Raw genomic sequence first — 26,810 nt, forward strand, 5'->3', positions numbered from 1 at the left:
CCCTATTAAAAATTTTAAAGTACTTCTTTATCTCATTATTTGCTGTTATTCTCCTTTTTTTAGCTACCGTATATTTAGGACATAAAGTATTCTTTAAACCGGAGTATTCGGAAGCTCCAACCAAAGAGGTTATTAAAAATGATTCGTTTTGTTTTGGAGTAGAATGTCAAGAAAAACCATCCACTACAGAAGGATATATTTCCGTTTTAGCTGCTCAAATCAAGCGTTATAACAGTGAAACCAACACGTATTGGCCGAATAATAGCGTAAAAGATTATTATGCTTTAGTGGAAAGCATTGAAAATAAAAAGGGATCGTTGATTTCCCCGGATGGAAAAATTCAGAATTTAACGACGGCAGAAATTACAGCTATTACTCATAGCCGTCCTAGATATTCTGTTGGTTTTTCTGAGTTTGAGCATCAAGGGAAAAAAGGAATGTATTTGGCGTTATCTGAAAAAGATTTAACTAATGTTTTGTAATATGAAAAATATTCGCATTTAGGAATCTATGATCTATTTATTACGTATGCTCACGAATTATTCCATATGTCAGAACAAAATAAATGGAAGAGTCCGGAAAAAGTAATCAATGCCTCGAGAAGCGATCGGTTTGAAGATTTGGATGCCCGTGTGCAACGAATTTAATTTATCAACAAGTTTTAAAGGCAATAGTAGAAAATGATACGGTTCGAAAACAAGAAAATATTAAAGCTATTGTGAGTAGTTATCGATACTATCAAAAAAACTTTCCAGAAGACTATAAGAGTTCATTATTTATGGATCGCATCGAGGGAAGTGCTTATTATTTTGAAATGATTACCTCATTGTATAGTGCTTATCCGAATCAAATTAAAACAGAACATGACTTGTATGAAGGGTTGAAATTGATTGCTCAAAATACAAATCCGTTTGAAGGAATCGGTTTAGGAATCGAAGGATATTGGTTAAGCGGTTGGACGGGTGTTTTATTGGATCAATACGAAGGGGGTCAAAAAAATGATTGGAAATTGCAACTAATGAATAATCCAAATTCTACTCCTTTAGAAATATTATCCAATAAATTCAACGGGATTGATTTGCCGACTCCTCAGCGCGTAACAGAAAAAGATAAATTAAAAATTCAATCTTGGATAAAAGAGAGAGAAGAAAAGAGTAATCTTCCTGCTTTATTCCAATTTATGTATCAAATTATTTTCTAGAGAAAGTGCTATAACCTGACTTTTTGATAGTTGATTCGAATGTTTTCGTATTTATATCACTTGAAACTAAACGTAATATTCTATAATTTTGCATTATGGAAATCGTATTTATAGTTCTAGCCGTTAGTACACTTTTAGCGTTTGGTTATTTATTCATTTGGCTAAAAAAGAGTACCAAGAAAGAAGTTGAACCTTTAAGTTCAAAAAAGTCAGAAATTACCTATCTCCCGATTCAAAAAGTTCATCGAACAAATCCTGTTCACCTCGATCAGTCGGATTTTGTGATTAATATTCAATCGATTTCACGTTTGTTGGATCATATTGAATTTGTTATCGAACTTAAAAATAATTCGGATCGTTACATTAAAATTGATTTTCAAAAGGTTACATTAATTCAAGGAAATGGTAAAAAATATAATGGAGATTATTCCTATTTAGATTTTACGATGGGGACAAACGATCTCATCCTTAAAAATACAGTACTGTCGGGTATGAGTCTAATTCGAAATATTAAGTTTGAAGAATTTGATATTCAATCGATTCATTCAACGGATGTGATTGAGGTAGAGTTATTTATAAATGAAATAAAATATAAATTATCAACCAACGTCAATGATTCAGAAGTTACCGAAATTAAAGTGGTCCGTATAGTTGATATATAATACTCTACTGAGTTATTGTTAAAATCTATTAAATTATCAATAAACCTTTTGTATGAAGTTATAATTTTGTAAATTAATACCTAATAATGGGTATAAACTTTAAAAATTATGGCGAAAAAGATTGAAAATGAAAAATGGCAAGAGCTTTTTCAAAAGCAAAGTTCCAAAATGAATGAAAAGACTGATCCTCTTCAGCCTGATTTAATTGATAATTACTACTTTATTTATGATTGTGTAGAAAATGAAATCGCATTTGTAAACAATGCCTTCCAGACCATTACCGGCTACGATAATAAAACCTTTAATTTGGATCAATTGATTAAAATTATTCATCCAGATGATTTGGATTATTTTTTTAAGTGTGAGGAAAAGGATTTAGAGATTACCAATCAATTAATGTTTAATCAACATTTTCAATTCTTGTTTACTTACACTTATCGTATTGTAAAAGCTAATGGAGAGGTGATTACGATTCAACAAAAATGTCAAGCGATTGAAGTGACAACCCAAGGACATTTAAGTAAAACTTTAGTTACGCATCAAATTGTGGAGGATTATAAAGTTCGTCCGGCAAATGATCATAAGATTTTTGATAAAACTAGAGGGATTTACATTGATTCGGATAACTGTTATAATCTATCGAATCGTGAATTCGAAATCTTAACATTAATCAAAGCAGGAATGAATAGTGCTGAAATATCAGATAAATTAAACATTAGTAAATATACGATTGATACCCATCGTAAAAATATCTTAAATAAAACGAATGCTTCAAGCTTTTTAGAGCTGATTCATCGCTTAAGTTTCGCGGAATTTTAAAATTAATGATATTTTAATTCTTCGTTGGAACATAGAAACATTTTAAATTATCTATAGATTCAAGAAAAGAAAGATTCAATTTCATTTAAGAAAATGAACTTTAGACTATAAAAAATGAAATGAAAACGAACGGAATTTGAATAAAATGAATCAGTTGAATTCCAAACTTGCATTTCTTTTATTTAGCGCTCTCGCGTGAAATTTTAAATCACTCATAAATGTTGATTTTTATTTCAATTTTAGTTGGTTTATTCCGTTTTTAATTTTTAAATTTGCACTTCACTTTTAAAGAGGTGAATTTAGTTTTTAAAGTTTACAACATTTGTATAGCTCATAATAAGGTTGAGCGTCTCTACGGCAGACCGTAAATAATTGCCACTACAAATGAATTTTTTTTCTACTACCGAGGTCTGAACCGCCTTCTCAGAAAAAGTATTTGTTTGTTGATGTAGATACACATGTTGGAGATATGAAACCAAACAACAGACAAACACACCAATGAACAAACGACTATTCATTCAGAAAAAACTTAATTTTGACGTTATTAGTCAGAATACTACGATAGAATTACAAAACCTTGTACCTACAATTGTGTGCAAGGTTTTTGTTATTTATGACCTATTTGGTATTACTGAAAATGAGTTGCAATTGACTCAAAATAACGTATTTGCAGATCCTGTAACGGATATTATTTATACTGATTTGAATGAAGTTTTAGACAATTCATTTCCGCAAACACAAAACTATTTTGCAACAGAATTTTTACCAGGGCAATACAATCAACGCGACGATTCAGCTGAGCAATGTTTAGTGTTGATGAACGTGGAGAATGTAACGGTAAAATCAGGTTTATTATATGTCTTTAATAATGATATATCGAAAGAGGATGTACAAAAAGTACAAGAATACTTAATTAATCCAATCGAATCTCGTGTAAAAGATTTAAATAAACTAGAAATTGGAACAAACCCAGAAGCGACTGAGGTGCCCATTATCGAAGGATTTACAACGGCCAACGAAGAAGGTTTAAAAGAAATCTACAATCAATACGGTTTATCAATGGAGATGGATGATTTATTATTCATCCAAGATTACTTCAAATCGATCGATCGTAATCCAACCGATACAGAATTAAAAGTATTAGACACTTATTGGTCAGATCATTGTCGTCACACGACTTTCGAAACTGAAATTACAGACGTACAGTTTAATTCTCAATTCAATGAAACTTTACAACGCACGTACGATTATTACTTAAAAATCCGTGAAGAGTTAGGCATTACGAAACCAATTCGTATGATGGACTTAGCAACGATTATGGGGAAATATTTATCGCGTACTGGTGTGGTAAAAAATATTGATGTTTCAGAAGAAATCAACGCTTGTTCTATTGTTGTTCCAATTGCTGTGGACGGCGTAGAAGAAGATTGGTTATTACAGTTCAAAAATGAAACACATAATCACCCAACAGAAGTCGAACCTTATGGTGGTGCTTCCACATGTGTGGGTGGAGCAATTCGTGACCCTTTAAGTGGTCGTGCTTACGTTTTCCAAGCCATGCGTATTACAGGAGCTGCAAATCCATTAGAAAAAATTGAAGAGACGTTACCAGGTAAATTACCACAACGTAAAATTTCGAAAGAAGCAGCAAATGGGTACAGTTCTTACGGAAACCAAATTGGTTTAGCAACAACATTCGTGAAAGAAATTTACGATGAAGGTTACAAAGCAAAACGCATGGAAGTTGGTTTTGTGGCTGGAGCAGTAAAAAAAGAATATGTTCGCCGTGAAGAGCCAGTTGCAGGAGACAAAATCATCTTATTAGGTGGTGCAACAGGTCGTGATGGAGTAGGAGGAGCTTCAGGTTCATCAAAAACACACGACGGATTAAAATTAGACGATTTATCGGCTGAGGTACAAAAAGGAAATGCCATTGTTGAACGTAAAATTCAGCGTTTATTCCGTAATCCAGAAGTATTAGCATTAATCAAAAAATGTAACGACTTTGGAGCGGGTGGGGTTTCTGTAGCGATCGGAGAAATTGCACGTGGAATCAATGTCGATTTAGACAAAGTTCCATTGAAATATGCAGGGCTTAACGGAACTGAATTAGCGATTTCTGAATCACAAGAGCGTATGGCGGTTGCAGTAGAAGCAAAAGACGTGGAGAAATTCATCGCTTTAGCTAAAACTGAAAACTTAGAGGCGACTTGTGTAGCAGAAGTAACAGCAGACGATACGATGACTTTAGTTTGGAAAGGAACTAAAATTGTTGAATTAAATCGTAAATTCTTAGATACAAACGGTGTTCGTAAACAAGCGAAAGTGGAAGTTACGAACGGTGAAAATATAAATCCTTTTGAGAACAAACCTTTCAATAAAGAAGCGTTTGTAGCAATGATGCAAGAATTGAATCACGCCTCTCAAAAAGGAATGGTAGAGATGTTCGACAACAATGTGGGACGTTCTACAATTTTAAATGCTTTTGGTGGTCAATTTATGGATACGCCAGAAGATGTTTCCGTACAAAAATTCCCAACAGACGGATTTACAAATGCAGTTTCTGTTGCGTCTTATGGATTTAATCCAATGGTTTCTCGTTGGTCAAACTACCACGGAGGTTATTTCGCAGTGGTGGATTCGATGACGAAAATTGTCGCAGCTGGAGCAAAATACGAAGATATTCGTTTAACTTTCCAAGAATATTTTGAAAAGTTAAGAGACGAAGCAACCCGTTGGGGAAAACCATTTGCAGCAATTTTGGGTACCATTGAAGCACAACGCCAATTCGGAATTCCAGCGATTGGAGGAAAAGACTCTATGTCGGGTTCTTACCAGGATATTGATGTGCCACCCACGTTAATTTCATTTGCCGTAGCGCCTTCAACAGATGATCAAATTGTTGCTGGTACATTCGCTCAACCCAATTCTAAAATTTCAGTTTTCGTTCCAACACAAAACGAAGATTACTTATTAGATGCAGAAAATGTAAAAGAAATTTTCACCTTCATTTCATCTTTAGATCGTACCAACGTAAAAGCAATGATGACCGTGAAATTTGGAGGAATTGCTGAAACATTAGCGAATATGGCTTTTGGGAACGAAATCGGATTCACCATTAATTCTGATTTAGATTTAGCAAAATACTACCCAGGAGCAATCATCATCGAACATACAACGGATTTCGAAATTCCTGCGTCCATCCAAGCAAACTATGCAGTTTTAGGAACGACACAAGCAGAAAAATCTTTTGTCATTAACGGTGAAACAATCGACTTAGTTGAATTAAAACAACAATGGAAAAATACATTCCATTCGTTATTCCCTTATAAAACAAAATCAGAAGGTACAATCGAAGATCAATCGTTAGTCGCAAAAGAACCAATTGCAACTGCGAAAGTGAAAGTTGAAAACCCACGTGTTTTCATTCCAATCTTCCCTGGTACAAATTCTGAATACGATTCAGCAAAAGCATTCCGAAGAGAAGGAGCAGTTGTTTCTTCGATTCCATTCAAGAACTTAACGAAACAAGATGTTGAGGATTCGGTTGAAGCTTTTGTCAATGAAATCAACCAAGCCAATATTTTATTCGTTCCAGGAGGATTCTCTGCAGCAGATGAACCAGACGGATCAGGAAAATTTATTGCAACAGTTTTACGTAACGAGAAAATAAAAGAGGCGATTCATCAGTTATTAGATCGTGACGGATTAGTTTTAGGCGTTTGTAACGGATTCCAAGGCTTAATCAAATCGGGATTATTACCATACGGTAGAATCCAAACGTTAGAAGAGGATACTCCTACTTTAACGTTTAACGAAATCGGTCGTCACATCACGCAATTAGCGAAAGTACGTGTCAACAAATCGCACTCCCCTTGGTTACAAGGAATGGAAGGACAAGAATATTGGATTCCATTTTCTCACGGAGAAGGTCGTTTTGTAGCGAATGAAGTCGAATTACAAAAGTTAATAGCTAACGGACAAATTGCAACACAGTTTGTGAATTTAGACGGTGAATTAGCAGCTGGAATGCCCTATAATCCAAATGGATCAACTTTCGCAGTGGAAGGAATAGTTTCTCCTTGTGGAAAAGTTTATGGAAGAATGGGACATCCTGAGCGTTACGAAGAAGGTTTATACAAAAACATTCCCGGCGTAAGCTATATGAACATCTTCGCGAATGCTGTGAAGTATTTTAGAGGAAATTAAATAGTTTTTTCGAAGCTAGAAGTTAGAATTGAGACGATTGTCATTCTGAGCTTGTCGAAGAATCTAAACAGATTTTTTAAATACAGAATGATCATTGAAATAATAAGGTTGAGTCATCCTGAACTTGTTACTGAGCAAAGTCGAAGTACAGGATTTCATCCTAAAAAGTGAAAGATATAGATGAGAAGCTGAACAAGTTAATCGTCTAAGTTCTCGATACATTTCAAATCCTTTGTCAAGGACTTGAAACACTCGAACTGACGATTATTGAAGAGATCTAAATACTAACATCTAATATCTCACTACTAAAAAAAGAACAAACAACACTACTGCTCAGATTTATCAGAGCAAATACAACAGATTTCAATCCTGAACCAATTGAAATCAAATCATTAAAAACCTTGAACAAGTTTTTAATGACACACAAAAACACTGATCAAATGCCCTGAACAAGCAACTGATCCAACACACAAAAAGGAGATAACCCTGAACAAGTTATCTTTCAAAACAAACAACAACAAACACCGAAGTGGACTTTTTCATTTCAAACAAAACCAAAAACAACAAACAACAACAAGAACAGCAACGATGAGCTTAACAAAACAAGAATTCATTTACGAAGGAAAAGCGAAACAAGTTTACGCTACAGAAGAGGCAGACAAAGTAATCGTATACTACAAAGACGATGCAACAGCTTTCAATGCTCAAAAACGTGGGACAGTAGAAGACAAAGGAGAAATGAACAACAAGATTTCGACTTTAATTTTCAACTACTTAATTGAAAAAGGAATCCCAACACACTTCATCGAACAATTAAATGATCGTGAGCAATTAGTGAAAAAAGTAACCATTATTCCAATTGAAATGGTTGTTCGTAACTACGTTGCAGGATCTATGGCACAACGTTTAGGATTAGAAGAAGGCGCTAAATCTCCGGTAACCATTTTCGACATTTGTTACAAAAAAGACGAATTAGGCGATCCGTTAATCAACGATCACCATGCCGTTTTATTAGGTGCAGCGACGTATGAAGAATTAAAAGAATTATACGCTATAACAGATAAAATTAACGAGGCTTTAAAAGAATTATTCTTAAAAGCTGGATTAATTTTAGCCGATTTCAAAATCGAGTTTGGTAAAGATATGGATGGAAACATCATCTTAGCAGACGAGATTTCACCAGATACATGCCGTTTATGGGATGTAGAAACTGGAAAAAAATTAGACAAAGACCGTTTTCGTCGTGACTTAGGTGATGTATCTGAGGCTTACCACGAAGTATACAACCGTCTTTCTGAAGTTTTAAAATAACCACCTTTCGCGCTATAAAAAATGATTACGAAGAAATCATACAAAAGTCAATTAAAGGCTCAGTATTTAACAGCATTTTACGAACGTAATATTCTGAAAAAATATGCAGCTGATACGGTTGACTCGGTGAATGAAGAATGCGGAGTTTTCGGAATTTATTCACCAACCAACATCAATACATATTCTATCACTCAGTTTGGTTTATTTGCCTTACAACATCGTGGACAAGAGGCTTGTGGGGTTACTTTCTTAAAAGATGGTAATCTAAAGACAGTCAAAAAAGCGGGATTAGTGTTAGATGTGTTTAAAACGATGGAGGATGAAATCGAGGAATACCAAGGAAATGCAGCTATCGGACATACACGATATACCACTGCAGGAGATGGTAGCCGTCGTAATATTCAACCTTTATACACGTATAATATTTACGGTAAACCTCATTTTTCGATCGCACACAACGGAAATTTAATTGAAGTGGATGGATTACGAAAAGAATTAGAAGCAGAAGGATTACCTTTCTTAGCAACTTCGGATACAGAAGTTCTTTTACGTTCAATCCAAAAATATTCGCACTTAGAAATCCAAGAAGCCATTCAAAAGGGAACTGAAAAAATTAAAGGTGCTTATTCTGTTTTAATATTAGCCAACAATCAATTGGCGGCATTCCGTGATCCCAATGGAATTCGTCCGTTATGCATGGGTAAAATAGGAGATGCTTATGTGTTCAGTTCAGAGACGTGTGCTTTAGATGCTGTTGGAGCAGAATTTATCCGCGATGTAGAACCAGGAGAAATCGTTGTTGTTAACCAAGATGGATTGCATTCATATTCATTAAATCAACCATCAAAAAAGAATATTTGTGCGTTTGAGTACATTTATTTTGCTCGTCCTGATTCGAATATCGAAGGAAAAGAAATTTATGATTTACGTGTAGAATCTGGACGTAAATTATACGAACAATCTCCAATTGAAGCTGATTTAGTCATCGGTGTACCAGATTCTGGTATTCCATCTGCCATCGGTTATTCAGAAGCTTCAGGTATTCCATACGAACCAATTTTAGTTAAAAATCGATACATGTCGCGTTCGTTTATCGTTCCTACGCAGGAAATGCGCGAACGTGTCGTGAACTTAAAATTGAATCCAATTGCAAATCGTATCAAAGGAAAACGATTAGTGGTCTTAGATGATTCGATTGTCCGTGGAACGACTTCGAAATTATTAATTAAGATTTTAAAAGAAGCAGGTGCGAAAGAAATTCATTTCCGTTCAGCATCACCACCAATTATCGCCCCTTGTTACTTAGGAATTGATATGCCCACAAAAGCAGATTTGATTTCAGGAAACAAATCAATCAAGGAAGTGGAAGATTACTTGGATGTGGATTCGTTAGATTTCTTATCTGTAGACAATTTAGCGGAATTATTAGGAAGTAGAAACCATTGTTTTGGATGTTTTACAGAAAAATATCCTGTCAATTATAGTCATCTAACTAATCAAGAAGAATCGAATTCTTGCTGTTAGATCGAATAATTGTAAAATGTAAAAAGTCTAATGTAAAATGTATTCATCATACATCATACATTTTACACTAATACAACAAAAAAATGAGCAACACATATAAACAAGCTGGGGTAGACAAGGAAGAAGGTTACCAAACAGTATCGAAAATAAAAAAAGCAGTTTCTGAAACGCATAATGCGAATGTTTTAAACGGAATCGGAAGTTTTGGCGCATTCTACCAATTGGGTGGATACAAAAATCCAGTTTTAGTTTCAGGTACGGATGGTGTCGGAACAAAGTTAAGAGTCGCTTTAGATTCTAAAATTTATGATACCGTAGGAATCGATTGTTTCGCGATGTGCGCCAATGATATTTTATGTCACGGAGCTAAACCATTATTCTTCTTAGATTACTTAGCGTGTGGAAAATTAGATTCTGATATCGCTGCTGAAATTGTTGGAGGTATTGCTGCTGCGTGTAAAGAAACAGGAACGGCTTTAATTGGTGGAGAAACAGCAGAAATGCCAGGAATGTACCAAGTAGGAGATTATGATGTTGCTGGATTCTGTGTAGGAGTAGTAGAACGTGATGAAATCATCGACGGTTCAAAAATCAAAGCAGGACAAGTAATTATTGCTTTACCATCAAGTGGATTCCATTCTAATGGATTTTCATTGGTGCGCAAAATCTTCCCAGATTTCAATGAAGAATTTGAAGGTAAACCGTTATTCGAAACCTTATTAGTTCCAACAAAATTATATCAAAATGATATTTTCGCGATTAAGGATGCTGGAATCGAAATGACAGGTATTGCTCACATTACAGGAGGAGGTTTATATGAAAATGTACCTCGTATCATCAACGATGGTTTATGTGCTGTTATCGAAAAAAATAAAATCAACGTTCCGACGGTAATGCAAGAATTAGCAAAACGTGGAAACATTGCAGAAGATGAGATGTTCGGAACATTTAACATGGGTGTTGGAATGGTTGTAATTGTGGACCAAGCCGACGCTGAAAAAGTATTGAATATTATTGATGGAAGTGCCGTAATTGGAGAAATTCAAGAAGGTTCTACCAAGATTATATTGAAATAGTAGATTAAATAGTTTAAGAAAGTCGGATAAGTGTAATGCTTATTCGGCTTTTTTATTTTAATACATGTGTAGGCATTGCAGTTTTACAATAAGTACAAGTCACATCTTCTCCAGTTTTATTAATTGGGATAATCGGTATGAAAAATAAGGAAACATAATTTCTATATTCACGATGAATATATTGTCTTTGTTGCTGACAAATTGGACATTGAAAAAATCCTTGATTCAATGTTTTTGCTTTTTGCGTTATTCCTCCAATAAATATCATATGCAATAGGTTTTAGGCTAATTTACAAAATTCTATTCTCAATCTTTACTTTTCCTTATCTTCGCATTTTAATCTACTTTCCAATAAATTCCAATAGAAATTATGCAACAATCAAAAGCTTTAGCCATTTTAAAATCTGGTCGAAATGTCTTTTTAACAGGTTCTGCAGGTGCTGGTAAAACGTATGTTTTAAATCAATACATCAAATATTTAAAACAGCATGGAGTTCCCGTGGCAATCACCGCTTCTACTGGAATTGCAGCAACGCATATGAATGGACAAACCATTCATTCATGGGCGGGTATTGGAATAAAAGATTACGTCTCTGATCGTTATTTAGCCTCATTGCGGGATAAGAAATATTTCCGTGATAAGATGGATAAAGTAAAAGTCTTAATTATCGATGAGATTTCCATGTTGCATCGTAATCAGTTGGATGCTGTAGATTATGTACTTAAATTTTTCAAGCAAAACGACGAACCATTTGGTGGAGTCCAAGTGGTATTTTCTGGAGATTTTTTCCAGCTGCCACCCATTGGAGAGGAATGGGAAGAATCGCGAGATAAATTTTGCTTTATGTCGGATGCATGGGTACAATCCAAAGTGCATATTTGTTATTTAACGGAACAATATCGTCAAACCAATAATGCCTTAAATGATATTTTAAATGAAATTCGTTCTGGAATGATTTCAGATCGTACGCTTCAATTATTAGAATCGAGAATTGAATATTTTCCGGACGAAATCGACTCACAAACACGCTTATATACACATAATATGGATGTGGATCGTATCAATAAGGGCCAATTGCATAGTATCGATAGTTCAGCAAAGGTTTTTGAGGCAAAAGTAGCTGGTAATCCTGCGTTAGTTGAGGTCTTGAAAAAATCAGTATTGGCGGATGAAATCTTAGAGCTTAAAATTGGAGCTAAAGTTATGTTTGTTCGAAATAATTTTGATGTTGGTTTTGTAAATGGAACGATAGGAACCGTATCAGGCTATACGGATAAAGAGGAGCCAATTATCAAATCATTAGATGGTGAATTCTTTATTGCCAAACCTGAAACTTGGGCTATTGAAGATGAAGGAGGGAAAGCTTTAGCATCCTTTACACAAGTTCCATTGCGTTTGGCTTGGGCAATTACGATTCATAAATCACAAGGGATGACCTTGGATTCTGCCTTTATTGATTTATCCAAAGCTTTCGAAAAGGGACAAGGCTATGTCGCTTTATCGCGTTTACGTGATTTAAATTCGCTAACCTTACACGGTTTAAATCAAACGGCTCTAGAAATTGACGGATTAGCCATGAAAGCTGATCGCCGCTTCCAAGAGTTGTCCCAATTGATTGATGAAAAATTAGATGAAAAAGAATTACAAGATTCTTGGGCTTCATTTATTCGCTATTCGGGAGGCACATTGGATAAAAAGCAAATCGCAAAAAATATTGAAAAGAATAAAACGAAAGAGAAGGGGCAAAAGAAATCAACGGTTGAAATTACCTTAGAGTACGTAAGAGAAGGATTAACATTGGATGAAATTGCTGAAAAACGAGGTTTAACAAGTTCAGTGATTGTTGATCATATCGGTAAAATCAAAGCGATTGAACCGGATTTGGATTACTCAAAATACAAACCATCAGATACCATTATTGCAAAAGTGAGATTAGCATTGAGTGAAATTGAATACGAAGAAAACAAAATGCTTAAACCGATTTATGACTTCTTAGGGGGGAATGTCAGTTATGAGGATATTAAAAAAGCGTTATTATTCATCGACTAGACCTTTTTTGTCAGCTGTTTTGAGAACTCTGCCAAATTAGGTCAGAAATTTTAAAAGGAATAATTGTTGTAAATTGAAAATGATTAGGCGTGAATTTATTCACCAATATTAATGGATCATGAATTCGATCCACAATTTTACAATTATGACTATAGAAAACAATCATGTAGTTTCTGTAAACTACTCATTACATACCATTGAAGCGAATGGTGAAAAAGTATTTGTTGAACAATCAAATGCTCAAGAGCCATTAAACTTCTTATATGGAGTTGGAATGATGATTCCTAAATTTGAAGCAGAATTACAAGGATTACAAGCTGGAGATAAAAAATCATTTGTGATTTCTCCTGAAGAAGGTTACGGACCACGTGTAGAAGAAGCAATTGCTCAATTACCTTTAGATATGTTCAAAGAATCTGGGTTACCACCAGTTGGAGCTGTTTTACCCTTAACAGACAATACAGGAAACCAATTTCGTGCAACAGTTGTAGAAGTAACGGATGAAGTTGTTATTGCTGATTTAAATCCTCCAATGGCTGGAAAGACATTAGAATTTGACGTTGAAATTTTAAATGTACGCCCAGCAACGGAAGAAGAATTAGCACATGGACATGCTCATGGTGCTGACGGAACAGAAGCTCACTAAAATATCAAGGCTATTTCATAATGAAATAGCCTTTTTTCATTCTCCTATTTGTGTTTATGATTTAACCTTTAAGATTCTGTTAATTCATGATGAATTCTAGGTTAAATTATTGGGTTTAGATGGAAGTTAAATCTTATCTTTGCCCAACAAAATTACACACAAAAGACACGAATGAAAATAGCCGTATTTGTATCCGGTGGCGGAACAAATCTCCAAAATATAATCGATGCGATTGAATCAGGCGAATTACCAAATGTTGAAATTTCAATGGTAATGACAGATCGTGATTGCTATGCCATCGAGCGTTCATTAGATAAAGACATTAGAACCTATGTCTTAGATCGCAAAACTTTCTCTGAAGATGCCGAACATAACTTAATCGATGAAGAAATTGATTTAATTGTTCTTGCAGGGTTTCTAACTATTTTATCTCCAGAATTTACTGCAAAGTGGGGAAATAAAATGATCAATATTCATCCTTCTTTATTACCAAAATTTGGAGGAAAAGGAATGTATGGTGCCAAAGTTCATCAAGCTGTGATAGATGCAGGTGAGAAGATTTCGGGTGCTACAGTACATTTTGTAACTGCTGGGGTAGATGAAGGTGAAATTATTACTCAAGGCACGTTCGAAGTGGAGCCAAATGACCAAGTGGCGGATTTACAACGAAAGGTGGCGCAAGTGGAAAGCCAAATCTTAATCCAGGCAATCAAGCAATTAAGCGAAGCATAATATAATGCCTCATGGACACGTGTCTTTGAGGCATTTTCATTTCCAGATTATAAAACAAACAAATAAACTTTAAAAACTAAACAAAATGCAAAAACAAGCGCTAATTAGTGTTTCTGATAAATCGAATTTATTAGAATTTGCTCAATTTTTAGTAGAACAAGGATACAGCATCCTATCTACAGGTGGAACGTACAAACATTTACAAGAAAATGGAATTGAAGTAACAGAAGTAAAAGATGTTACAGGTTTCCCTGAAATTTTAGATGGGCGTGTGAAATCTTTACACCCAGCCATTCATGGAGGAATTATGGCTCGTCGTTCAGACGAAAAACATATGGCAACCATCGCTGAACATGGAATTAATCCAATCGATATTGTGATCGTTAACTTATATCCATTTTTTGAAAAGATGAACACCGGTTTATCTGAAGCTGAAATGATTGAATTTATTGATATCGGTGGTCCATCGATGTTACGTTCTTCAGCGAAAAACTTCTATGATGTAACTGTAGTCACAGATGTGAACGATTACCAAAAAGTAATGGATGAAATTCGTGAAAATGGTGCCACTTCAATCGAGACTCGTAAATTATGTGCAGGTAAAGTTTTCAATTTAACATCAGCATATGATGCAGCGATTTCTACGTATTTATTAGAGGAAGATTTCCCTCAATTCTTAGAGTCTTCTTACGAAAAAGTGATGGACTTACGTTACGGAGAAAACCCACACCAAAAGGCTGCTTACTACGTTGATAAAACGAAAAATGGTGCAATGAAAGATTTCGAATATTTACAAGGAAAAGAACTTTCTTTCAACAATATTCGCGATATGGATTTAGCCTACAAAGTTGTTGCAGAATTTGAAGAAACTACGTGTTGTGCAGTGAAACATTCAACGCCTTGTGGTGTAGCTATAGGAGATACTGTAGTAGAAGCTTACCAAAAAGCATATGAGTGTGACCCAATGTCTATTTTTGGTGGAATTATCGCTTTCAATAAAGAAGTAGATGGTAAAACAGCTGTAGAATTAAATAAAATTTTCTTAGAAATTGTAATTGCTCCTGCCTTTACAGATGAAGCATTAGAGATTTTTAAAGCAAAGAAAAATGTACGTATCATCAAAGTAAATAATCCAGTTTCGGATAAAGTGACTTACGTAAAAGTGGATGGTGGATTAATCGTTCAGTCAACTGATAATCAATTTTCTACCGATTTAAAAGTTGTGACTGAAGTTCAACCAACGGAAAAACAAATGACCGATTTAGTGTTTGCACAAAAAATTGTGAAATGGGTAAAATCCAATGCAATTGTTGTGGCTACAAATGGACAAGCATACGGTATTGGCGGAGGTCAAACCAATCGTATTTGGGCTGCTCAACAAGCCATTGAGCGTGCAAAAGAAAAAGTACAAGATGATTTAGTATTAGCTTCTGATGCCTTTTTCCCATTCCGTGATGTAGTTGATTTTGCTGCTGCTAACGGAATCAAAGCCATCATTCAACCAGGAGGTTCAATCAAAGACGAAGATTCAGTTCAAGCTTGTAACGAACAAGGTATTCCAATGGTGGTTACAGGGATGAGACATTTCATGCATTAATTTTATAATTATTAATGAAAATCGAAAAGTGAAAAATGTATTAAAAGATAAAAGTTATAGTTTTGCCTTAGAGATTATTAAACTTTCAAGAACAATTCATCATAAAAATGAATATGTTCTGGGAAGACAGATCTTAAGATCAGGGACATCCGTAGGAGCTTTAATACGTGAAGCTGAATTCGGTCAGTCAAAAAAAGATTTTATCAATAAAATGAGTATTGCTCTAAAAGAAGCAAATGAAACTTTGTATTGGTTAGATTTACTGAAAGATGCTGAAATTATCGAATTAAATATTTATCAAAAACTTAAAAGTTTAAATTTAGAATTAATCGCTATGCTTGTAAGCTCAATCAAGACTTCAAAAATGAATTCGTAATTAAATTTTTAATTTTTCATTATTCACTTTTCATTAAAATTACAAACAATGAACACAAAAATATTAATTATAGGTTCAGGTGGCCGTGAACACGCGATCGGATGGAAATTTGCCGAAGACTTTAAACAAAAAGGTGAGGCGGTTGAACTATTTTTTGCACCTGGAAATGCAGGAACAGCACAAATCGGAACAAATGTTTCATTAGCTTCTATAGACGCAATGAAAGATTTCGCCAAAGACAATCAAATGGACTTAACATTTGTAGGTCCGGAAGCGGAATTAGCTGAAGGTATTGTAGACCTTTTTCATGCCGAAGGTTTAGCCGTTTTTGGTCCGCATAAGGCAGCAGCACAATTGGAAGCTTCAAAAGCGTTTGCCAAAGATTTTATGGCAAAATATGGCGTAAAAACAGCAGTATATAAAAATTTCCAAGGTTCACAATTAGCAAAAGAATATCTACAAACGCAAGAATTTCCTATTGTTGTTAAAGCTTCTGGTTTAGCAGCAGGGAAGGGGGTAATTATCTGCCAAAATTTAGAAGAAGCTGAGAAAGCAGTGGATGAAATTATGGAAGATAAAACGTTTGGAGAGGCTGGAAATGAAGTTGTCATCGAAGAATTCCTTGAAGGATTTGAAGCATCAATTTTGTCTTTTTTTAACGGAAAAAAAATAGTTCCGTTTATCTCAGCCAAAGATCACAAGAAAATTGGTGAAGGTGAAACAGGTTTAAACACAGGGGGAATGGGAGTAATTGCTCCAAATCCATTATTTACAGAAGAACATTTCAAAATGTTTGAAGAAGAGATTATGGAACCAACTAAATGTGGTTTAATCAAAGAGGGATTAGAATTTGCTGGAGTGATTTTCTTTGGTTTAATGATTACACCAAAAGGCGTTTATTTATTAGAATATAATTTACGCATGGGGGATCCAGAAACACAAACGACTTTACCTTTATTAGAAACTGACTTATATGAAGCAGTTAACAAATCAATTAATGGGGAAGATTTCAATTTAGAGTTCAAAAATCAATCAGCTTGTTGTGTGGTTATGGTTTCAGGAGGATATCCAGGTAACTATGACAAAGGATTTGAAATTAGAGGACTAGAAAAAGTGGAATGTCCTAACTTTATTGCAGGTGCAAAATTAGAAGGCGATCAAATGGTCACTTCAGGAGGACGCGTTATTAACGTAGTTGGGTTAGGGGATTCATTAGAAGACGCTCGTTCAATTGCGTATGAAAATATTAAGAAAATTAATTTTGATTTTGAATATTACCGAACTGACATCGGTGTGATTTAATCAAATTTTAAAGGTTTATATTATTTAAAAAGCCACCCTAAAAGGGTGGCTTTTTTTCTTCAGATTATTTCCAATAATTCCAATTGGCTCCATCAAATACCGCTAATGATTTGCTCACAGTATCATAACACATCATTCCAGCATACGGACTTTCAACCGTAAGATGAGGATTAGCAATTTTAGGCAATACCATGGCTTTATCCGTTGCTTCTAATACGAATACTCCGGATGTTGCAGTGGTGTCAGAACCTAAAATTACCCCAGTTGAATTGGTATTTTCACTGGATGGATCAATGATAACCGCGCTATCATCACCAACAGCAGATAAATCTTTCCATGCACTGTTTTCATACATGCGTACTTTTTTTGTAGCCACATCGAATAAGAAGGTTCCATTCTGTGCTGTAATCGAACTTGCATCCAAAACAGATGGTAAGATTATTCCAAGCGTATTGGATTCGTTATCGTCAAATTCTAATAGTATTGACTCATTGGTTACATCTTCTTTCCCAATTGCTACTTGGGCATTTGCAATTCCACCCATGAAGACGATGATATAGAATAACTTTTTCATGATTTCTAATTTTATTCGTTACACGATTGTTCTAAACATTTCCAAGTCGTACCATTGTATAATTTTACACAATTAGCAGATACGTCATAAATCAACATTCCTTCTAGAGGAGTTGCAATTGCATCGGTATTGGCAACACGCGAAATAACCATTCCTTTGTTTTTAGAATCTAAAGCAATAAATCCATTTGGAATATCATTTGGCCAAGTACTGCGTGGTTTTTGAATCGTTGAAATACCTGTTAGGGTTGGAACACCAGGTCCTTCTGTATTTCCAGGTTTGACACAGATATCCGTTGGACATTCAAAATCTAAGTCAGGATCGTTGGCACCTTGAGTGCTTATAACTAATGAACTTAAGTCGATTACATTAATTAAACTTGCTAATGAACCGATTGAAATTTGAACTTCATCAAATTTAGAAGTTGTTCTAAACCCATACACTTGATTTTGTGGAAAGATTTGAATAAATAAAGCATTTAAATTAATTAAACTTGCTCCACTAACGGATTCCACTTCCTCACCGTCTAAATAAGTTGTTACACGAATTGTATTTAATAAATCTGCATTTAGAATTGGATTTGCTTCTGAAGTTGCGAATCCAACTGATGAACCTGCAGGATAAATATTAGCTAAGTCTTTTACACTAACAGCACTTCTCGCAGCCACACCAGCCGTAACCACTAATTGAGTAGAATTTGTAAGATCTCCATCAATTAAGTTTTCAGGGTTATTGACTGAACATCCAACACATGCTAATCCAGCTGTACCGGTATTAATTGCATTAATAATAACAGGACGATCAACCGTAGTGATAGGGTCTGAATCATTACATACCAATTCAATTGGGCAAGTTTCCATCACATTGAAACGATATATTCTAGTTGTACCCAAAGTTGCATTGACTGGAATATTGTATACCAATTCGGCTTTACTGAATTCAACTGTTGATTTAAATCCGATTTTTTGTGTTTCTTGCGTTCCAAATTGGAATAAACCAACCCCTAAAAGTAATGCGTCACTGCTTATGGTTTGAACAATTTCACCTTCTTTATTGATTAAACGAACAGAGAAATTACTTAATAAGGATGCATCAATAAGATTAGAGGATTGAACTTCAAATTCGGCATATGTGCCAGGTTTAAATGGAAGACCTGCTTTATTTACCCCGATCGTAAGTTCAGTTAATGCCGAAACTGTTGGATTTAAAGTTACGAAGTTGTCCGTATCATTATCCAATAGATATCCGATATTTTGAACTAAATCTCCGATCAAACTCACATTGGCTGCTGAGCTTACCTTAGTATAAGCTGAAATAGGGAATTCTTGCTCTTTTAAGGTTCTTAAATCGTTACATACTAAAGGCTCTGAAGGTTCACAGAATTTTTTCAGTACAAGATTATAAATACGTGTTTCTCCTAATAAATCAATATTTACAGTAACTTCCATACGATATTCAACTTCATTAAATGGTAAAGTCGTTTCAAAACCTATAATAGCTTTTGGTGTTGAACCAATGGCTCCAACATCTATTAATAAATTTCCAGAGTTCGAAGATTCTTGTAAAGTTCCGTTCAGATAGGTATTGATTGTTATATCATTTAATAAACCAACATCCAATAAACTCGTAGATTCAACTTCAAATCCAGCAAAAGTACCACCATCAAATATTTGATTTCCTGTCTCAACTGCAAAATTAGCAGAACCTCCTGCTCCTACAGTAATGGATATTGATGCATAAGAATTAGGATCACTATTTAATGCATTATCTGCATTATTAATTTGCCCTACAACACCAAGTCCATTAATTCCAGTTCGACTTGATATTGAAACAGGATATTCTGGTAGAGACACGCGTGTATCCGTATTACATACTAAGTCTGGTCCAAAACAATTTTTTCGGATAATTGCGTGATAAATATTAGTCACTCCTAAAGATACATCTGCAGTAGAAAATGTTTCAAAAACAATTTCATCAAAATCATATGCATTTCCTTCAGTCGTATTAAATCCTACAACTCGTTTATTCGTTCCAGGAAGAAGCTGTAAATTAAGACCTAAAGCACTACCTTCTGCTGATTCAATTAAAACATCGTTGCGATACGTTTTAATACGGATATTATTTAATAAATCTAAATTGACTAAATTTGAATTTTCAACTAAAAATCCAGCAAAATATCCTCCAGGAAAAGTTTGACCTAAAGATTTAACCGCGATGCTACTAGTTGCAGCAGCTCCAGCCGCCGCAAAGATAGTTGCATAATTATCAGGATTATTATCCACAACATTATTAGGGTTCTCGTATATGTTACCAGTAGTAAGTAAGGCAGAATTTCCAGATCGTTCACTATTAATAATTGCAGAAAAATTATTTTGAATGATTGGTGTATTGGTATTACAATCTAAAATATAATCTTGAGTACAATTTTCTATAATAAATGCTCTATATATTGAAACCGTTGCACCACCGACTACTGTACCATTTATTCTAATTTTATTAAAAGGTAGTGTCGTAGAAAAACCTAAAGATCTCTTACCTGATGCAGCTAAGGTAATTCCAGCATTAGAAAATGTTTTAGATTCAATTACTAAATCATTGATTAAAGTCTCAATTCTATAATTATATCCAAGATCTAAAAGGCTAGATTCTTGTAATTCAAAAGCGACGTATTGACCTCCAGAAAAAACTTTAGTATTAGATATTGTTAAATCTCCATCAATTAAAAAAGTATATGCATCATTTAAATTATCATTTAAGACATTATTTGCATTTGATAATATATTTGAACCTGATGCTGTTAGTTGGTTATCAAAATTACTATTGATTAAATTAACTTCTTGATTACAATTATTTATTATTTGTTCTTCGCATAATGGATTTACATATATGCCATAAAATTGGATTTGTAATCTACTTTGTGGAAGTATATTTATAGCAGTTCCATTAAAAGGTTTAGATGCATTTACAACCACGGTTATTTTATCGATATCGTCCGGAGCAGTAAATGATAATGTCCCAGTTCTTGGACTTGATATACTAGTTAATGAATTTACAGGATTAATGTTAAAACTAGTACTGCCTTTATATGCAGTTATTGTATAAGTTATAGTGGCAGCAGTTGAACTAAGAGTTCCACCAAACCGATTGTCTTCTCCAACTTTTAAATATACAATTTCACCGTTTTTTATATCTAAGTTGTTTACCGAAAAATTAGCATTTAAAGTTCCTGGCTCATAGTTGGGATCAATTGTAGAACCAGAATTTTTAGGTAAAGAGGATTCTAATAAAAAAAAGGTATCTAAATCATTATCATGAATATTTTGAATATTTGATGATAGGGCAGCATCGTTTCCAGTTCCTCCTGGTGTTAGAGAATTTATATTAGCATTGATACCAGTATAGGTATCTTCAAAAGCTATTTTTTGTATATCTGTAGATATACATATTTGCCCATACCCCCAACCAAATAGGAGTAGAGCGAAAAAGAGAAATATCTTTTGTAAAATATTTTTCATAATTTTTTTATTTAATTAATACATCTTGAGTGGGTAGTAGAAATATTAATTAAATAAATAGAGCGGGTGAACGAATTTCAATCGTGGAGATATATTTTGAATAAGTATTAAAAATATAAGAATACGCAATGGATTTATAAATGTATTCGTAGGCCTTAGGAAAATTTAAATTCAAGGTCACTTGATCTGCTTGTGTATTATTCGATATATAGTTTATAATACATACAACAGGAAATGGATTTTTATAAATTCCAAATGGATTACGATAAGGTATGGATTGAAATTTTTCAGATTCTTGAGGTTCTGGAATTTTTGTTATTTGTTCTGAAATAGTTTTAGACGTAGTCTTTTCAGTAACAATACGATTTTCCTCAGGAAAAGGGTGTTCTATAGAAGTTTCTGTGATGGAATTCGTTCGTAGATAAACGATATGTTCCGATGGTAGAGTTTCTTCGTTAAAATTTGAAGTTACTGTACCTTCTGTAATATAAATTTTGGCGTCATTCTTTACTGTGATAATCACAGTTGATTTATTTTCTTCAATATCAATTGTATCAACTACAATAAAATTGGAATCTTGGAAAATCATTTGAGAATAAGCAATCCCGCATAAGAAAAACATCCAAAAAATGAATCTTTTTTTATCGGTTTTATAGAAGATATAGGTACGATTGAAAAATTGTAGAATTTTTCTCATACGGATTGCTTTTAGGTTGGTACACTAAATTACATCATAATAGGTAGTTATTAAAAATAAAAATGTTAAAATTAAAAGGATTGTGTATTTAAACTAATAGAGGAATAAATAAATCTTTAAAAGTATTTATTAAAGAATAAAATTGGAAGGAATATAATATTTCAATTAAATTTGATTTCAAATTATAGCTAGTACAATGTTTAAATTTATTCGAAAGATTTTTCTATTCATTTTTGTAGGTCATTTGCTTTATATTGTTGCCTTAAAATGGATTAATCCTCCTATCACCATTACTCAAATTACTCAAATGGTTGAACAAAATAAGTTCAAACGTGATTATATTTCAAGTGATGAAATGGGGAAGAATATCAAATTAGCAGTGATTGGATCTGAGGATCAAAAATTTCCGACACATAATGGTTTTGATTTGGATGGAATTCAAAAAGCATTTGAGCATAATCAAAAAGGAAAAAAATTAAGAGGAGGTTCTACCATTTCTCAGCAAGTTGCTAAAAATGTATTTCTTTGGCAAGGGCGTTCATATGTTAGAAAAGGTTTAGAAGCATATTTTACATTTATGATTGAAAAAATTTGGGGAAAAGAACGAATTTTAGAAATGTACTTAAATGTCGCGGAGATGGGAATTGGAGTTTTTGGGATTGAAGCTGCTTCTGAATATTATTTTAATAAGCCGGCTAAAGATTTAACAAAAAATGAGGCAGCACGTATTGCTGCAGCCTTACCTAGTCCAAGAAAATACAATGTCAATCCACCTTCGTCGTATATTAGTTCGAGAGCAAGACATATTGAAAGACAAATGCGAAATATTCAAGGTTCTCCAGGATTAGCTGAAGCGATCGGTGAGCAATAAAAGATAAAGGTCTGATGTATTTCAGGCCTTTTTTAGTTTAATTATTTCATTTCAATCCAATTGATATGCATTCGATATTCTACGATTTTATTTGTAAATTGATTTTAATAAAACGTATAAATAATGTAATTTTGCGCAAAGACAAACACAATGACGCAAGGAATTATCATTTTAGATTTTGGCTCGCAATATAATCAGTTAATTGCCCGTCGAATTCGAGAATTCGGAGTTTATACTGAAATCATCCCTTACCACACTTCTGTGGAAGAAATCAAAAAACACGATCCTAAAGGAATTATTTTATCAGGTGGACCATCTTCAGTATTTGGAGACGAAGCTGCTTTGGTAGAAAAAGAATTATTCGAATTAGGTATTCCTGTTTTAGGAATATGTTACGGGATGCAATTAATTTCACATTTATTAGGTGGAGAAGTTAAGAAAGGAGAAAAAGGTGAATACGGAAAATCGGAATTAACAGTTTTAGCACAAAACAGTTTATTTACTGATGTTCCTGAAGTATCTACTGTTTGGATGAGCCACTTTGATGAGGTGGTAAAAGCGCCAACTGGTTTTACAATTACAGGAAAATCAAATATTGATATTGCCGCTTTAGCAAACGAAGAAAAAAATATATTCGCAGTTCAATTCCATCCAGAAGTTACACACTCTGAATTTGGTTCTAAAATGTTAGAAAACTTCGTTTTTAACATTTGTAAAGCAGAGAAAAATTGGGTATTAACCGATTTTATTGAAACAGAAATCAAGCGTATTCGAGAAGTTGTTGGAGATAAAAAAGTTATCTTAGGACTTTCTGGTGGAGTAGATTCATCGGTTGCAGCAGTGTTAATTCATCGCGCAATTGGAGATCAATTAACGTGTATTTTCGTTGATACAGGATTATTAAGAAAGGATGAAGGAAAGAAAGTAATGGAAAATTACGGGAAACACTTCAACATGAACATCAAAATGGTAGATGCGTCAGCTCGTTTCTTAAATAGTTTAAAAGGAATCGATGAACCAGAAGCGAAGCGTAAAGCCATTGGACGTGATTTCGTGGCTGTATTTGATGAAGAATCGAAGAAATTTGATGATGCATCTTTCTTAGCCCAAGGAACAATTTATCCAGATGTAATCGAATCTCAATCGGTTAAAGGACCTTCAGCAACAATCAAATCACATCATAATGTAGGAGGATTACCAGAAGATATGAAACTTCAATTATTAGAACCTTTACGTGAGTTATTTAAAGATGAAGTACGTAAAGTAGGAGTTGAATTAGGTATTCCACGCGAATTAGTATACCGTCACCCATTCCCAGGACCAGGATTAGGAATTCGAGTGTTAGGGGAAGTGGACGAAGAAAAAGTACGCATCTTACAAGAAGCCGATCAAATCTTTATCGACGAGTTATATGCACATAATTTATATGACGAAGTATCTCAAGCTTTTGTGGTGTTATTACCCGTAAAATCTGTTGGAGTAATGGGAGATGAGCGTACATATGAATATACAGCGGTTGTGCGTTCAGCCAATACGATTGATTTTATGACGGCTACATGGTCTAAATTACCTTATGAATTCTTAGAATTGGTTTCTAACCGAATCATTAACGAAGTGAAGGGTATTAATCGTGTGGCTTATGACATTAGTTCAAAACCACCAGCAACTATTGAGTGGGAATAAATAAAAATAGTTATCTTAAGTCAGCATTCGTGCTGACTTTTTTCTTTGTAAACTTTAAAAACTAAATATAGCAGTAATGGAACTTTTAAAAGAACGTATTCTAAAGGATGGAAAAAGTTTCGATGGTGGAATTTTAAAAGTAGACAGTTTTATCAACCATCAGATGGATCCTATTCTTATGAAAAGTATCGCAGCTGAGTTTGTCAAACGCTTTTCAGATTTAAATATTAATAAAATAATCACCATTGAAGCCAGCGGAATAGCACCTGCCATTTTAGTGGGGCTAGAATTGGAATTACCAGTAGTTTTTGTGAAAAAGGCAAAACCTAAAACCATGCAAGATTTTTATGCAACTCAAGTTTATTCTTTTACGAAAGATCGTACGTATGATGTCTGTGTAAGCAATCAATTCTTAGGAGAAGGGGATAATGTTATCTTCATCGATGACTTTTTAGCAAATGGAAATGCTGCATTGGGCGTAAGAGATTTAATAAAACAAGCAGGAGCAAATCTAATGGGAATGGGCTTTATCATTGAAAAATCTTTTCAAGAAGGTCGTGGTCGATTAATGGATCAAGGGGTACGTGTCGAATCGTTGGTACGCATTGATTGGTTAAGTGAAAATTCAATAGAGTTTGTTCATACAGTAGATGAAGAATAAAAAAAAAGCACTAATAATAGTGCTTTTTATTTATTTAATTGGTTATCTTACTCAATAAAAACACTATACAATGAAGAAAATACTACTATCGATTTTATTATTGGGTTCAATACACTTATCAGCTCAAGATCCAATCAACCAAATTTCATTTGAATCAGCTTTGATGGATTATAATATTTTTAAAACAAAATCTGAATTCGTGAAATTAGAACAAGCGACGCATATTAATAATTTACGTGATTTAGAAGAGATTCAATCTTTACATCAAGAAGATTTTAAGAATGCTGATCAAGTTTATAATTTGATTGAAGGAATAAATAAGAGAAATTTAGTCTTAAAATCAATTGATAAAAAATATAATATCCCAGAGTTTGAACAGCTAAATAAGATAAAAAATGAACTAGCAAACTTTTATTATCAAGTTGGGAAAAAATATAATGATTCATCAGAAAAATTAGATGCTATTGTAAGTTATAAAGCATTGAATAAAGCTCAAAACTTAAACAATAGTTTAAATCTCGATGCCGATATTAACAAAGCAATTGAAAAAGCAAAAACAAAAATTTATCTTTTAGTTAATAATACAAAAGGTAGCAAACAATATATTAAAAACTTTAAACAAATCATTGAAAAGAATAATGATCGTTTAATCGAGATTACGGACGATAAAGCGCAAAGTGATTTAATTGTAAATTTAAGTGTCGATCAAATGAATCATCAATCATTTGTTAAAAAACATCTCCAAAATGGTGCTGTAATTAACGATGTTATTCATAATTCTTATGAAGTAGAATTTAATAATACAAAAGGATTTGGACAAGTTAATACTAAAAACTTTACGACAGCTATGTTAGATCATTTTGATGAAGTTCTAAAAAATAAAACCATCAATTATTTAGAACTTAATAATATTATAAACTATTCTGCTCATGTGAAGATGGCTGATAAATCATTGCAGTTAAACAATGAAATAGTTGATCAATATATATTGTCATCTGCAAATCTTAAATCTACTGTATGGTCTAACGTCATAACTACAGAAGATCGAAACATTCAATTGGTTACACAAGATATTTATCATTCGTTGCGTAATGCAATTTATATCCATTAATTAGTAGATTAATCGAAATAATGTGAGATTTTTTTAAAAAGAGAAATCTCACATTATTTTTTTAAGAAAAAAATATTAAATTTTTAAAATTCATTTTCAATCAATTAAGGTTTAAGTCGCCTATTTTAGCCTAATTTCATTAAAATTTGTTTTGGTGAATTAAAAAACCTTTCTATATTTGCACAGCAATTAA

General features: G+C 33.6%; 22 protein-coding genes and 1 riboswitch. Of the genes, 18 read left to right on the forward strand and 4 right to left on the reverse strand.

Annotation, left to right across the window (positions count from 1 at the left end):
• Nucleotides 1-287 precede the first annotated feature (287 nt).
• The 8 genes from AC1QSP_RS13625 to purM all read left to right on the forward strand — a co-directional run bounded on the left by AC1QSP_RS13625 (nt 288) and on the right by purM (nt 10,802).
• On the forward strand, nt 288-482 hold the full coding sequence (locus AC1QSP_RS13625; protein WP_484079144.1) for a hypothetical protein: 195 nt from the start codon (nt 288-290) through the stop codon (nt 480-482).
• A gap of 236 nt (nt 483-718) precedes the next feature.
• On the forward strand, nt 719-1,201 hold the full coding sequence (locus tag AC1QSP_RS13630; protein ID WP_484079145.1) for a hypothetical protein: 483 nt from the start codon (nt 719-721) through the stop codon (nt 1,199-1,201).
• Between the two features lie 95 nt (nt 1,202-1,296).
• Nucleotides 1,297-1,863 carry a hypothetical protein gene (locus AC1QSP_RS13635; protein ID WP_484079146.1) on the forward strand — a complete coding sequence of 189 codons (567 nt, stop codon included), beginning with the start codon at nt 1,297-1,299 and terminating at the stop codon, nt 1,861-1,863.
• A 108-nt stretch (nt 1,864-1,971) separates the two neighbouring features.
• Entirely contained in the window at nt 1,972-2,682 is a 711-nt protein-coding gene (locus tag AC1QSP_RS13640) for a LuxR C-terminal-related transcriptional regulator (RefSeq protein WP_484079147.1), read from the forward strand.
• A 302-nt stretch (nt 2,683-2,984) separates the two neighbouring features.
• Nucleotides 2,985-3,083: riboswitch (purine riboswitch) on the forward strand.
• Between the two features lie 97 nt (nt 3,084-3,180).
• Nucleotides 3,181-6,891: a phosphoribosylformylglycinamidine synthase gene (locus AC1QSP_RS13645; RefSeq protein ID WP_484079148.1), complete on the forward strand. Its 3,711-nt coding sequence runs from the start codon at nt 3,181-3,183 to the stop codon at nt 6,889-6,891.
• A gap of 588 nt (nt 6,892-7,479) precedes the next feature.
• The gene (gene purC, locus AC1QSP_RS13650) at nt 7,480-8,202 is read left to right on the forward strand and encodes a phosphoribosylaminoimidazolesuccinocarboxamide synthase (RefSeq protein ID WP_322970671.1); all 723 of its coding nucleotides are present in this window, start codon (nt 7,480-7,482) and stop codon (nt 8,200-8,202) included.
• Between the two features lie 21 nt (nt 8,203-8,223).
• Entirely contained in the window at nt 8,224-9,726 is a 1,503-nt protein-coding gene (gene purF / locus AC1QSP_RS13655) for an amidophosphoribosyltransferase (RefSeq protein ID WP_484079149.1), read from the forward strand.
• Between the two features lie 83 nt (nt 9,727-9,809).
• Entirely contained in the window at nt 9,810-10,802 is a 993-nt protein-coding gene (gene purM / locus AC1QSP_RS13660) for a phosphoribosylformylglycinamidine cyclo-ligase (RefSeq protein ID WP_484079150.1), read from the forward strand.
• 52 nt (nt 10,803-10,854) lie between these two features.
• On the opposite strand, the gene AC1QSP_RS13665 is transcribed toward purM, so the two are convergent.
• On the reverse strand, nt 10,855-11,070 hold the full coding sequence (locus AC1QSP_RS13665) for a zinc-ribbon domain-containing protein (protein WP_484079151.1): 216 nt from the start codon (nt 11,068-11,070) through the stop codon (nt 10,855-10,857).
• Nucleotides 11,071-11,172: 102 nt separating this feature from the next.
• On the opposite strand from AC1QSP_RS13665, the gene AC1QSP_RS13670 reads away from it, so the two are divergent.
• From AC1QSP_RS13670 to purD, 6 genes are all read left to right on the forward strand, one after another.
• A complete protein-coding gene (locus AC1QSP_RS13670) occupies nt 11,173-12,852 on the forward strand; it encodes an AAA family ATPase (protein WP_484079152.1) in 1,680 nt (559 codons plus the stop codon).
• Nucleotides 12,853-12,997: 145 nt separating this feature from the next.
• Nucleotides 12,998-13,498 carry an FKBP-type peptidyl-prolyl cis-trans isomerase gene (locus AC1QSP_RS13675; RefSeq protein WP_484079153.1) on the forward strand — a complete coding sequence of 167 codons (501 nt, stop codon included), beginning with the start codon at nt 12,998-13,000 and terminating at the stop codon, nt 13,496-13,498.
• Nucleotides 13,499-13,669: 171 nt separating this feature from the next.
• Complete coding sequence (purN, locus tag AC1QSP_RS13680; RefSeq protein WP_322970662.1) at nt 13,670-14,230, forward strand: phosphoribosylglycinamide formyltransferase; 561 nt, start codon at nt 13,670-13,672, stop codon at nt 14,228-14,230.
• An 85-nt stretch (nt 14,231-14,315) separates the two neighbouring features.
• Complete coding sequence (gene purH / locus AC1QSP_RS13685) at nt 14,316-15,827, forward strand: bifunctional phosphoribosylaminoimidazolecarboxamide formyltransferase/IMP cyclohydrolase (RefSeq protein WP_484079154.1); 1,512 nt, start codon at nt 14,316-14,318, stop codon at nt 15,825-15,827.
• Nucleotides 15,828-15,855: 28 nt separating this feature from the next.
• Nucleotides 15,856-16,203 (forward strand): four helix bundle protein, encoded by a 348-nt coding sequence (locus tag AC1QSP_RS13690; protein WP_484079155.1) that lies wholly within the window; start codon nt 15,856-15,858, stop codon nt 16,201-16,203.
• A gap of 48 nt (nt 16,204-16,251) precedes the next feature.
• Nucleotides 16,252-17,505 carry a phosphoribosylamine--glycine ligase gene (gene purD, locus AC1QSP_RS13695; RefSeq protein ID WP_484079156.1) on the forward strand — a complete coding sequence of 418 codons (1,254 nt, stop codon included), beginning with the start codon at nt 16,252-16,254 and terminating at the stop codon, nt 17,503-17,505.
• A 64-nt stretch (nt 17,506-17,569) separates the two neighbouring features.
• Here purD and AC1QSP_RS13700 read toward each other — a convergent pair whose 3' ends face one another.
• Genes AC1QSP_RS13700 through AC1QSP_RS13710 form a run of 3 tightly spaced genes read right to left on the reverse strand, consistent with a single transcriptional unit; the run spans nt 17,570 to nt 22,291 of the window.
• A complete protein-coding gene (locus AC1QSP_RS13700; protein ID WP_484079157.1) occupies nt 17,570-18,079 on the reverse strand; it encodes a hypothetical protein in 510 nt (169 codons plus the stop codon).
• Nucleotides 18,080-18,090: 11 nt separating this feature from the next.
• Nucleotides 18,091-21,594: a hypothetical protein gene (locus AC1QSP_RS13705; RefSeq protein ID WP_484079158.1), complete on the reverse strand. Its 3,504-nt coding sequence runs from the start codon at nt 21,592-21,594 to the stop codon at nt 18,091-18,093.
• Between the two features lie 49 nt (nt 21,595-21,643).
• On the reverse strand, nt 21,644-22,291 hold the full coding sequence (locus AC1QSP_RS13710; RefSeq protein ID WP_484079159.1) for a hypothetical protein: 648 nt from the start codon (nt 22,289-22,291) through the stop codon (nt 21,644-21,646).
• 196 nt (nt 22,292-22,487) lie between these two features.
• Between AC1QSP_RS13710 and mtgA the strand changes: the two genes are divergently transcribed.
• The 4 genes from mtgA (at nt 22,488) to AC1QSP_RS13730 (ending at nt 26,617) form a co-directional block, all read left to right on the forward strand.
• Nucleotides 22,488-23,162: a monofunctional biosynthetic peptidoglycan transglycosylase gene (gene mtgA / locus AC1QSP_RS13715; RefSeq protein WP_484079160.1), complete on the forward strand. Its 675-nt coding sequence runs from the start codon at nt 22,488-22,490 to the stop codon at nt 23,160-23,162.
• A gap of 150 nt (nt 23,163-23,312) precedes the next feature.
• On the forward strand, nt 23,313-24,845 hold the full coding sequence (guaA, locus tag AC1QSP_RS13720; protein WP_484079161.1) for a glutamine-hydrolyzing GMP synthase: 1,533 nt from the start codon (nt 23,313-23,315) through the stop codon (nt 24,843-24,845).
• A 76-nt stretch (nt 24,846-24,921) separates the two neighbouring features.
• A complete protein-coding gene (gene xpt, locus AC1QSP_RS13725) occupies nt 24,922-25,506 on the forward strand; it encodes a xanthine phosphoribosyltransferase (RefSeq protein ID WP_484079162.1) in 585 nt (194 codons plus the stop codon).
• Between the two features lie 70 nt (nt 25,507-25,576).
• The gene (locus AC1QSP_RS13730; protein WP_484079163.1) at nt 25,577-26,617 is read left to right on the forward strand and encodes a hypothetical protein; all 1,041 of its coding nucleotides are present in this window, start codon (nt 25,577-25,579) and stop codon (nt 26,615-26,617) included.
• Nucleotides 26,618-26,810: the final 193 nt, after the last annotated feature.

It is taken from the genome of Faecalibacter sp. (assembly GCF_057177045.1).